Here is a 9346-nt window from a genome sequence, read left to right on the forward strand (position 1 = left end):
CATGTTGGAGACCATTGTCGTCATCGCGATCGTCCTCGGCATCGCGATCGCCGTCATCCTCGTCCTCGCGGCGACCAAGCCGGGCACGCTCCGCGTCACGCGTGCGATCAGCATCAACGCGCCGGCCGAGCGGATCTTTCCATTGATCGACGATTTCCATCAGTGGACGCTCTGGTCGCCCTACGAGAACCGGGATCCGGCCATGAAGCGGATTTATGGCGGCGCCGGGCGCGGGCAGGGTGCAGTCTACGCCTGGGACGGCAACAAGAATGTCGGCGCCGGCCGCATGGAGATCCTGCAATCCTCCGCGCCGTCGAAGATCGTCATCAAGCTCGACTTCATCAAGCCGTTCGAAGGCCACAACACCGCCGAGTTCACAATGCTGCCGCAGGGAGATGCGACCAGCGTCACATGGACCATGTATGGTCCGGCCGTCTTCATGTCGAAGGTGATGCAGGTGTTCATGAACCTGGATCGCATGATCGGCAGGGATTTCGAGGTCGGTCTCGCCAATCTGAAGAAGCTGACTGAAAAGTAGCGCGTTTTCGCGCGAAGTGATTACCGGTTCGCGTCAAGAAAACGTGTCAAGATAACAATCCAGAACCCTCGTTCCGATACCATCCGGACGAGGCTCGAATGACCCAAGGGAGCGTGCGATGCAAGTCAACCCCTATCTCTCCTACGACGGCAATTGCGGCGCCGCGCTGAAATTCTACGAGAAGGTTCTCGGCGCGCGGATCGAGGAAACCTTCCCCTACGGCGAGGGCAGTGCGGAGATGCAGACGCCGCCCGGCTGGAAAGACAAGATCATGCACGCTCGCCTCACGATCGACGGCGAGATCATCATGGCGTCCGACGCCCCGCCCGGCCACTTCCAGAAGTCGCAGGGTTTTCACGTCGCGTTGCAGGTCGAGGATCCCGCGGAGGCCGAACGCCGCTTCAAGGCGCTGTCCGAGGGCGGCACGGTGACGATGCCGTTCGGCAAGACCTTCTTCTCCAACGGCTTCGGCATGTGCGTCGATCAGTTCGGCATCCCCTGGATGGTGAACTGCCCGCAGGGGATGTAACCCCGAGCAGCCTGATTGGACCGTCATCCTGAGGTGGCCGCTTCTTCAGCGGCCCTCGAAGGATCGACGGCCACCGGCGGGGCCGTTCATCCTTCGAGGCTCGCAAGGGCTCGCACCTCAGGATGACGGTCCGGTAGCGTCGGCGGGTCAAGAAAGACGCAATCCACGCCGCTACCTGCACCGCGGATAGATCGCCGCGAGCTCGCGGCCGCGCAGCAGCAAGAGGCGCGAGGTCAGGCCGCCGCGGCGGACGATCCAGCCGCGCACCGGTGCCGGATAGGCTTGCAGCACCGCGACGGACGCTTCCGGCTCGGCATACGTGCGGCCGCGCTGGTCGATCGAGCGCGCGGCGTGGAAGCCGAGCACGGCGCGCCGCGTCACGCAGATGCGGTCGCCCGGCACCATCGAGAGCACCAGGGTGCAGGCCGACAGGCAGGGCCCGTCGATCACGACGCGCTCGCCCGACTCGCGCACCTTGTCGAACAGTTCGATGAACGGGCCGACCTCCCCGCCGGGGCTGGCGAGGATACGAACATCGGCTTGCGCGCAGCTAACCGTTGCGCAGAGAGCTGCCGCCGCGACAAGTATTTTCATGCGCGCAATCCCTGCCACGATGCGATCGAGGTGCCGCATCTGAAGCCGCAAGGCTCGCGCCGGAATGGGGCATCGTCAAGACCGATGTCCCGGTCGCGACAGCAGGTGGCTCAGGCCGCGCGGTTCTTGAGCGCCCCCACGATCGCAGTGAGCACGGCGCCGGCAACGCCGCCGCCGGCGACCTGGCCGATGATGCTGCCGATGTCAGGCGTCGCGCCGGAATTGGCGAGCAGCGGGATCAGCATGCCCAGAAGCTGTCCGCCCGCGCCGCCGCCGATGGCGCCTGCGATGGTGTTACCGAGCGTGCCGAGATCGATGTTCTTGGCCGCTCCCGCCGCGACATTGCCGCCGACGGCTCCGCTGATGACTTGAATGATCAGATTGATGAGAACGCCCGACATGAGGTAATTTCTCCCCGGCATCTGGTTCAGCACGGCTGAGACGCCGGCCGGCGCCCCACCGCCGCGAAGGTTAGGCCCTAAGCGCGTGGAGGTCATGCTGCACACGCGAAGATTGCGGCCCGTGCCGACGCTATGCACCGGCTTTTTGAGGGACCTTCCGGCTCTCCCGAGAGCCTCAGTCCGCGCCGGAGACGCCGGCCTCGGCAAAGGTCGCCATGCCGCCATGACAGGCGAGCGCCGCGCGCAACAAAAGGATCGCAACCCCCGCGCCGGAGCCTTCGCCGAGCCGCATGTTAAGATCGAGCAAGGGGGCGAGTTCGAGCTCGCGCAGCAATTCGCGGTGGCCGAGTTCGGCCGACACATGTCCGGCGCGGCAATGCGCGAGGCTGTCGGGTTGAAGCCGCGCCAGCGGCAGCACCGCGGCTGTCGCCACGAAGCCGTCGAGCAGCACCGGAATGCAGCGTGCGCGCGCCGCCAGCACGGCGCCCGCGATCGCCGCGAGCTCGCGTCCGCCGAGCGACATCGCGGTGGCGAGCGGATCGTCGATCACGCCGCGATGCAGCTTGAGCGCCGCGTCGATCGTGGTGCGCTTGCGTATCAGCCCGGCATCGTCGACGCCGGTGCCGCGGCCGGCCCAGCGTACGCCGCGCCCGCCCATCAATGCCGCGCACAGCGTCGCGGCGACCGTGGTGTTGGCGATGCCCATCTCGCCGACCACGAGCAGATCGCATTGCTCGGGCACCGTGCGCCAGCCGGTATCGAGCGCGACGAGGAAATCGGCGGCGTCCATCGCCGGCCCGGTCGTGAAGTCGCGGGTCGGGCGCGCCAGCTCGAGCGGCTCGACGCGCAGCTCGGCACCGGCAAGCTTGGCGATCTGGTTGATCGCAGCGCCGCCGGCGGCGAAGTTCGCCACCATCTGCGCGGTGACCTCGGAGGGATAAGCTGAAACGCCGCGCTCGGCGATGCCGTGATTGCCGGCGAACACGGCGATCGTGACGTGATCGAGCCGGGGCATCTCGCGCCGCTGCCAGCGCGCCAGCCAGATCGCAACCTCTTCCAGGCGGCCGAGGCTTCCCGGCGGCTTGGTCAGGTTCTGCTGGCGCTGCGTGGCGGCCGCGGCACTGGCCTCGTCGCCCTGCGGCAGGTCGCGACAAAAGCCGCGGATGTCGTCTAGAGTACTGAACTGCATGCGATTCCCTCGTCGAGCGGGCCGCAAGCTAATGCATGATCCGGAAAAGTGTGAAGCGGTTTTCCTCGCGACAAATGCGTGGCATTTGCGCGGAGATCATGCCCTAACAGGAAGCTAAAGCGCGATGAGATCGAGCCCGATCTCGTCGCGCTTTAGCCCAATTTCCAGGCCTTCACCATGAATCAATGGCTCGACGAACTCAGGACCGCCACCGCCTTCCTGACCCGCCTGCCGATGCCGCATCCGGGCGGCGCGCGGCCGGAGAGCTTTGCCCGGGCGCAGCGGCTGTTTCCCTTGGTCGGGGCCGCCATCGGGGCGGCGATCGGCCTGTTTTGCCTGCTGCTGCGGGCGATCGGTGTGCCGGATCTGGCCGCTGCCGCGCTCGCGCTCGGCGGCGGTGCGCTGCTCACCGGCGCGCTGCATGAGGACGGGCTCGCCGATGTCGCCGACGGGTTCGGCGGCGGCCGCGATGTTGCGGCCAAGCTCGAGATCATGCGCGACAGCCGGCTCGGCACCTATGGCGCGCTGGCGCTGGTGGTGAGCTTTGCCGCCAAGCTCGCGGCGCTGGCTGCACTTCCGAACGGATTTGTGGTGCAGAGCCTGATATCTGCGCACGCGCTCGGCCGCGGCGTGCTGCCATGGATCGCGATCAGCTTGCCTTATGCGCGCAAGGACGGGCTCGCCGCCAATGCCGGAAGGCCCGATGGGACAATTGCCGTGGTCGCAGCCGGCGTGGCGCTGCTGATCGCAGTCCTCGCCTTGCCGTTCGGCAGCGCGCTGCTGGCGGCGATCGCGGCCGGTGCGAGCGCACTGATCATGGTGCTCGTGGCAAAGCGGCAGATCGGCGGCCAGACCGGCGATGTGCTCGGCGGCGCCGAGCAGGTCGCGGAGACCGCGATCCTGGTGTTGCTTGCGGCGCGGTTAGGTTAGAGCGTCGATGGACAGTGAAACGCGTCTTTGGCTGATCCGCCACGCGCCGGTCGACGGCCCGCGCGGTGTGATCCATGCCCCCGATGCGCCCGCGGACCTCAGCGATGCCGCCGCGTTCGCAGCGTTGCAGGCGCGGCTGCCGGCTGAAGCCTTCGCGGTCTGCAGTCCGGCGCGTCGCACCCGCGAGACCGCAGCAAAGCTCGGCCTGACGGCAGCCGAGGACGACGCGTTTCGCGAGCAGGATTTTGGCGATTGGACCGGCCGGCGTCACAGCGAGATCGAAGCCGAGCTCGGCGCAGCCTATCGCGCGTTCTGGCTATCGCCGGGCAGCAACCGGCCGCCGGGCGGCGAAAGCTTTGCCGATCAGATCGTGCGAGCGCGGGCAGGGCTCGCGCGTCTGCCGGCTGGCGATGTTGTGCTGGTCGTGCATTCCGGCACCATCCGCGCGATCCTGGCAATCGCGCTCGAGCTTGCGCCGGAGCTCGCGCTGCGCTTCGTCATCGATCCGCTGTCATTGACGCGGATCGACCGATTGGCCGATGCCTGGCGCGTGGTCGCGGTGAACGGGCGCTAAGCCAATTGCGCTAATGTTAGTTCCGTCATCCTGAGGTGCGAGCGAAGCGAGCCTCGAAGGGTGCACGGCCACCAGCCGGGCCGTCGACCCTTCGAGACCAGCTGAAGAAGCGGCCACCTCCAGCGACAAAGGCGAAGCCTTTGCGCGGGGGTGACGGTGATAGATTGCGCGCGTAGCGTCGGTTCTGTCATTGCGAGGGGCGATGGATTGCTTCGCTTCGCTCGCAATGACGGGAGGACTTGCGTGTCCTCAGCCATTCCGTCGCGCGCCGCGCAGGGTCGGCAGGCCGATGCCGGCGGCGTCGAAGCCGCCGTCGACGGCGAGGATCTGGCCGGTGATGTAGCTGGCACGGTCCGAGCACAGGAAGAAGATCGCTTCCGCCAGCTCTTCCTCCAGCCCGTAGCGGTTGAGGGGAATGGCGTCGTGGTAGTCGGCGCGGATCTCCGGCGTGTGCACGGCTTTCGCCATCGCGGTCTCGACCGGCCCGGGCGCGACGCCGTTGACGCGGATGCCGAGCGAGGCGAGTTCGACCGCGAGCTGCTTGGTGAGGTGCGCGAGGCCAGCCTTGCTGGTGCCGTAGGCCGAGCGGAGCGTCGAGGCGCGCACCGCCGAGATCGAGGTGATGTTGACGATCGCGCCGCCGCCATGCTCGCGCATCACAGGCGCGGCCGCCTTGGTGCACAGGAACGGGCCGGTGAGGTTGACCGCCATGATCCGGCTCCAGTCGGCGTCCGAGGTCTCCAGCACCGGCGTGAACACGGCAATGCCGGCATTGTTGATCAGCGCGTCGAGCCGGCCGAACCGGTCCGTGATCGCAGAGATCGCGGCTGCCACGCCAGCGGCATCCGATACGTCGCAGGTGAGCGCCAGCGTGTCGTCGGGCTGCCTCAGCGCCGCGACCGCCGCGCGCAGCAATTCGCCCTCGATATCGAGCAGCGCGACGCGCCAGCCGTCGGCGAGAAAGCGTTTCGCCGCGGCAAGCCCGATGCCACGCGCGGCGCCGGTCACGAGTGCGACTTTGGGGGAAGCGGAATTCATTGGATGGTCCATCGGTTCGGGCGGGAAGTCCCGACCGTCTGCGACCTTTACTCTGACGTGTCAACCCGATGGCGTCCTGAGAAAGGGAGCGCGTCTCGAAGGATGCACGGCCCCCAGCCCGGGCCGCCCATCCTTCGAGGATCGCACCGTGGCTTACGCTGCGAGTTCGGCAGAGGCGCGCTGCATGTTGGTGGACATGTCCTGCGTCACGATGCTCTGCTCCTCGACCGCGGCGGCGGTGGAGGTGATGTATTCGTTGACGCCGGCGATCGCCGCCTTGATCTCGGACAGCGAGCTCACGACTTCGGCGGCGATCGAGTTCAGCGCGTCGATTTCGGAGGAGATCGTGTCGGTCGCCTGCTTGGCCTGATTGGCGAGGCTCTTCACCTCGGAGGCGACCACCGCGAAGCCGCGGCCGGCTTCGCCGGCGCGTGCCGACTCGATCGTGGCGTTGAGCGCCAGCAGGTTGATCTGCCCGGTGATGCTCGAGATCATCTCGACGATGCCGCTCATCGCCTGAGCTGCGGCATTGAGCTTCTGCGCCTGTCCGTCGGCAGCCTCGACCCGGCCGGTGGCGACCGCGGCGTTCTGCTTCGACTTGGTCATGGTTTCCGAGATCTCGCGGATCGAGGCGCTCATCTCCTCGCTGCCGGCGGCGACCGCCTCGATCAGGCCGCGCGCGCTGTCTGCCTTCTTGCGGCCGATCGCCTGCGCGGTGATGTCGGTGGCGTACTTCACCACCTTGTAGGGCTTGCCGTTGAGATCGAGGATCGGGTTGTAGGAGGCCTGGATCCAGATCTCGCGGCCGCCCTTGGCGATGCGCTTGTATTCGGCGGCCTGAAATTCGCCGCGGTTCAGCGCCCCCCAGAACTCGCGGTAGCCGGCCGCGCTCGCCTCAGTGGGCTCGACAAACATGCTGTGATGCTTGCCCTGGATCTCGGCAAGCGAATAGCCCATCGCGGCGAGGAAGTTCGGGTTCGCGGTGCGGATCGTGCCGTCCATGTTGAACTCGATCACCGCCTGCGACTTGCCGATCGCATCGATCTGGCCGTCATTGTCGGCGGTTTTCACCTTCTGCTGCGTGACGTCGGTGGCGAACTTGACGACCTTGAACGGCTTGCCGCGGTCGTCGAGGATCGGGTTGTAGGTGGCGAGGATCCAGATTTCCTTGCCGCCCTTGCCGAGCCGCTTGAATTCGCCGGCCTCGAACGCGCCCCGGTTCAGCCGTGCCCAGAAGTCGCGATAGGTCACGCTGTCGCGGTCGGCCGGCGGCACGAACATGCTGTGGTGCTTGCCCTGGATCTCGGCGAGCGAATAGCCGAGCGCGCTTAGAAAATTCTCGTTGGCATTGACGATGGTGCCGTCCATGTTGAACTCGATCACCGCCTGCGCCCGGCCGATCGCGGCGATCTTGCCGGCATCCTCCATGCTGTGGATCTTCTGCGCCGTGATGTCGGTCGCGAACTTGATCACGCCGACCGGCTTGCCACCCTTGTCCAGGATCGGGTTGTAGGAGGCCTGGATCCAGATCTCGCGGCCGCCCTTGGCGACGCGCCTGTATTGGCCGGCCTGGAATTCGCCGCGGTTCAGGTTGGCCCAGAACGCGCGATAGTCCTGGCTGTCGCGAATGGCCGGATCGACGAACATGCTGTGGTGCTTGCCCTTGATCTCGTCGAGCGTGTAGCGCATCGCATTGAGGAAGTTCTCGTTGGCGTCGACGATGGTGCCGTCGAGCTTGAACTCGATCATCGCCTGCGACTTGCCGATCGCGGCAGTCTGCGCCAGCGCATTCTCGATCTTGGCCTTGTTGCTGAAACTGAACATCAGGGCTCCGTGAAGGTCCAAAATGAAAGGGATGGGGAAAAGCGGATCGCGGCAACTCACGGAAAGGTTGCAGCGAGCCGTTTAGCATCGGTAAAGCCTGTTGCTCGCGCGCGCCTGGCACGATCTGCATAATGGGCCGATGCATCCGCGCATCTCTTTCAACTTGCGGCGTATTTTTTCAGTATGCACGTTATCATCCGTAGTCTGCATGCGATGTTCACCGTAATCTTACGGGCGAAAATCGATGACAACCTTCGTCTGATGCGGATGATCGCATCGCGTTCACTTCAGCAGCGCTGATAGGCCTATTACGAAGTTTGATATTACTGGCCGCTTCGTCGATCGATCTCGCTCTCTAATTCGCGTCCTCGATGAAGGCGCGTCGAGGTTCGAGTATCTGCTCACCGCGATCGCAAAATAATCGTGGCACGAGATGTCGGCCGGGCGGCCTCCGATTCGTCCTCCGGGCACTGGTTCCATGATGGAGTTCCGATGTCGCTCACCCTGCATTACCACCCGCTGTCCTCGTTCTGCTGGAAGGCGCTGATTGCGCTCTACGAGAACGGCACGCCGTTCAAGCCGAACTTGGTCAATCTCGGCGATTCCGCCGAGCGCGCGGCGCTGCTCGCGCTGTCGCCGATCGGCCGTTTTCCCGTGCTCCGCGACGAGACGCGGGACGAGACGGTGCCGGAATCGAGCATCGCATCGAATATCTCGACCGGCATTATCCCGGTGCCGTCAGGCTGATCCCCGAGGATCCGGACCTCGCATTGCAGACCCGGCTGCGCGACCGCTTTCTCGATCTCTATGTCCATCTGCCGATGCAGAAGGTCGTCGGCGACCGCCTGCGGCCTGCCGATCGCAAGGACCCCCATGGCGTCGCCGAGGCGCGGGCGCAGCTCCGCACCTCCTATGCGATCCTTGATCAGCAACTGGATCCGCAACGCGCGCAGGGCGGCTGGATGATGGGCGAGCATTTCTCGTTGGCCGATTGCGCGGCTGCGCCGACGATGTTCTACGGCAACAAGGTCGAGCCGTTCGGAGATGGGCATCGGCAACTGGCCGCCTATCTCGAGCGGCTGATGGCGCGGCCGTCCTTCGCGCGCGTCCTGAAGGAGGCCGAGCCCTATTTCGGCATGTTCCCGCAGGAAACCTGAAGCAGGCGGGCTTCCGATCGGGTTCCAAAAATAGACTGTGGCGTGATGTCGCTTTTGCGGCGTCTCGCTCGTCATCTCCCTGAGGCCCGGGTTTCCGGAGCGCTGGCCGCTCCGGAGGCCCGGGCGATACGTGTGGGGGACGACATGGCTGCAGCTGGCAACAGGGCGGAGATCATCCGCTCCCTTTTCGCCGCCTACCTCGCCAATGACCGCGCGAGTGTCGAGGCGGCGTTCGCGGAGGATTTCCGCTTCTCGACGCCCAATGGCGAGAACATCGACAAGCCGACCTATTTCGCGGAGTGCTGGCGCGACTCCGGCTGGATCGGCCGCCACGAGATCGAGCGCATCATGGTCGACGGCGTCGAGGCCTTCGTCACCTATCGCTGCGTCGCCCGGGACGGCAAGAGCTTTCGCAACACCGAGTTCTTCGTGTTCGACGGCGACAAGGTGTCGCGCATCGACGTCTATTTCGGCCCGTCGCACCAGGACGGAGAGCTCGTCAGGCAGGAGCGCTGAGGGCTGTGGCGCGCGACGCAATGACCTCCGAAATAATTTCGCAAACCCTGTCGGCG

10 protein-coding genes and 1 pseudogene are annotated in these 9346 nt (G+C 65.7%); 6 read left to right on the forward strand and 5 right to left on the reverse strand.

The window, feature by feature from the left end; genetic code table 11:
- Position 1: 1 nt before the first annotated feature.
- Positions 2–538 (forward strand): SRPBCC family protein, encoded by a 537-nt coding sequence (locus ACE10X_RS06670; protein ID WP_038384395.1) that lies wholly within the window; start codon positions 2–4, stop codon positions 536–538.
- Between the two features lie 118 nt (positions 539–656).
- Positions 657–1067 carry a VOC family protein gene (locus ACE10X_RS06675; protein WP_038384389.1) on the forward strand — a complete coding sequence of 137 codons (411 nt, stop codon included), beginning with the start codon at positions 657–659 and terminating at the stop codon, positions 1065–1067.
- 171 nt (positions 1068–1238) lie between these two features.
- Here the strand turns inward: ACE10X_RS06675 and ACE10X_RS06680 are convergent, their stop codons facing one another.
- From ACE10X_RS06680 to cobT, 3 genes are all read right to left on the reverse strand, one after another.
- Positions 1239–1661 carry a hypothetical protein gene (locus ACE10X_RS06680; RefSeq protein ID WP_038384394.1) on the reverse strand — a complete coding sequence of 141 codons (423 nt, stop codon included), beginning with the start codon at positions 1659–1661 and terminating at the stop codon, positions 1239–1241.
- A 110-nt stretch (positions 1662–1771) separates the two neighbouring features.
- Positions 1772–2062 (reverse strand): hypothetical protein, encoded by a 291-nt coding sequence (locus tag ACE10X_RS06685; protein ID WP_016842535.1) that lies wholly within the window; start codon positions 2060–2062, stop codon positions 1772–1774.
- Between the two features lie 175 nt (positions 2063–2237).
- Positions 2238–3251, reverse strand: a complete 1014-nt coding sequence (gene cobT / locus ACE10X_RS06690) for a nicotinate-nucleotide--dimethylbenzimidazole phosphoribosyltransferase (protein ID WP_038384388.1) — start codon at positions 3249–3251, stop codon at positions 2238–2240.
- Positions 3252–3428: 177 nt separating this feature from the next.
- Between cobT and cobS the strand changes: the two genes are divergently transcribed.
- On the forward strand, positions 3429–4181 hold the full coding sequence (cobS, locus tag ACE10X_RS06695; protein ID WP_375764100.1) for an adenosylcobinamide-GDP ribazoletransferase: 753 nt from the start codon (positions 3429–3431) through the stop codon (positions 4179–4181).
- A 7-nt stretch (positions 4182–4188) separates the two neighbouring features.
- Positions 4189–4755 (forward strand): histidine phosphatase family protein, encoded by a 567-nt coding sequence (locus ACE10X_RS06700; protein WP_038384386.1) that lies wholly within the window; start codon positions 4189–4191, stop codon positions 4753–4755.
- Positions 4756–5004: 249 nt separating this feature from the next.
- Here ACE10X_RS06700 and ACE10X_RS06705 read toward each other — a convergent pair whose 3' ends face one another.
- Both ACE10X_RS06705 and ACE10X_RS06710 read right to left on the reverse strand, forming a co-directional pair.
- The gene (locus ACE10X_RS06705) at positions 5005–5793 is read right to left on the reverse strand and encodes an SDR family NAD(P)-dependent oxidoreductase (RefSeq protein WP_038384385.1); all 789 of its coding nucleotides are present in this window, start codon (positions 5791–5793) and stop codon (positions 5005–5007) included.
- A gap of 153 nt (positions 5794–5946) precedes the next feature.
- Positions 5947–7617: a PAS domain-containing protein gene (locus tag ACE10X_RS06710; RefSeq protein WP_375764101.1), complete on the reverse strand. Its 1671-nt coding sequence runs from the start codon at positions 7615–7617 to the stop codon at positions 5947–5949.
- Between the two features lie 492 nt (positions 7618–8109).
- Here ACE10X_RS06710 and ACE10X_RS06715 point away from each other — a divergent pair.
- A pseudogene (locus tag ACE10X_RS06715) lies at positions 8110–8774 on the forward strand (glutathione S-transferase family protein).
- Between the two features lie 144 nt (positions 8775–8918).
- A complete protein-coding gene (locus ACE10X_RS06720; RefSeq protein ID WP_038384382.1) occupies positions 8919–9290 on the forward strand; it encodes a nuclear transport factor 2 family protein in 372 nt (123 codons plus the stop codon).
- Positions 9291–9346 lie beyond the last annotated feature (56 nt).

The sequence above is a fragment of the Bradyrhizobium sp. Pha-3 genome (assembly GCF_042258325.1).
Lineage (GTDB): Bacteria > Pseudomonadota > Alphaproteobacteria > Rhizobiales > Xanthobacteraceae > Bradyrhizobium > Bradyrhizobium elkanii.

What these genes read in the sequence shown, in the direction of transcription:
- ACE10X_RS06670 (WP_038384395.1), top strand. Translation starts at nt 2, where the DNA reads ATGTTGGAGACCATTGTCGTCATCGCGATCGTCCTCGGCATCGCGATC.
- ACE10X_RS06685 (WP_016842535.1), bottom strand. Translation starts at nt 2,062, where the DNA reads ATGTCGGGCGTTCTCATCAATCTGATCATTCAAGTCATCAGCGGAGCC.
- ACE10X_RS06700 (WP_038384386.1), top strand. Translation starts at nt 4,189, where the DNA reads ATGGACAGTGAAACGCGTCTTTGGCTGATCCGCCACGCGCCGGTCGAC.
- ACE10X_RS06705 (WP_038384385.1), bottom strand. Translation starts at nt 5,793, where the DNA reads ATGAATTCCGCTTCCCCCAAAGTCGCACTCGTGACCGGCGCCGCGCGT.
- ACE10X_RS06720 (WP_038384382.1), top strand. Translation starts at nt 8,919, where the DNA reads ATGGCTGCAGCTGGCAACAGGGCGGAGATCATCCGCTCCCTTTTCGCC.
- ACE10X_RS06710 (WP_375764101.1), bottom strand. Translation starts at nt 7,617, where the DNA reads ATGTTCAGTTTCAGCAACAAGGCCAAGATCGAGAATGCGCTGGCGCAG.
- cobS (WP_375764100.1), top strand. Translation starts at nt 3,429, where the DNA reads ATGAATCAATGGCTCGACGAACTCAGGACCGCCACCGCCTTCCTGACC.
- ACE10X_RS06675 (WP_038384389.1), top strand. Translation starts at nt 657, where the DNA reads ATGCAAGTCAACCCCTATCTCTCCTACGACGGCAATTGCGGCGCCGCG.
- cobT (WP_038384388.1), bottom strand. Translation starts at nt 3,251, where the DNA reads ATGCAGTTCAGTACTCTAGACGACATCCGCGGCTTTTGTCGCGACCTG.
- ACE10X_RS06680 (WP_038384394.1), bottom strand. Translation starts at nt 1,661, where the DNA reads ATGAAAATACTTGTCGCGGCGGCAGCTCTCTGCGCAACGGTTAGCTGC.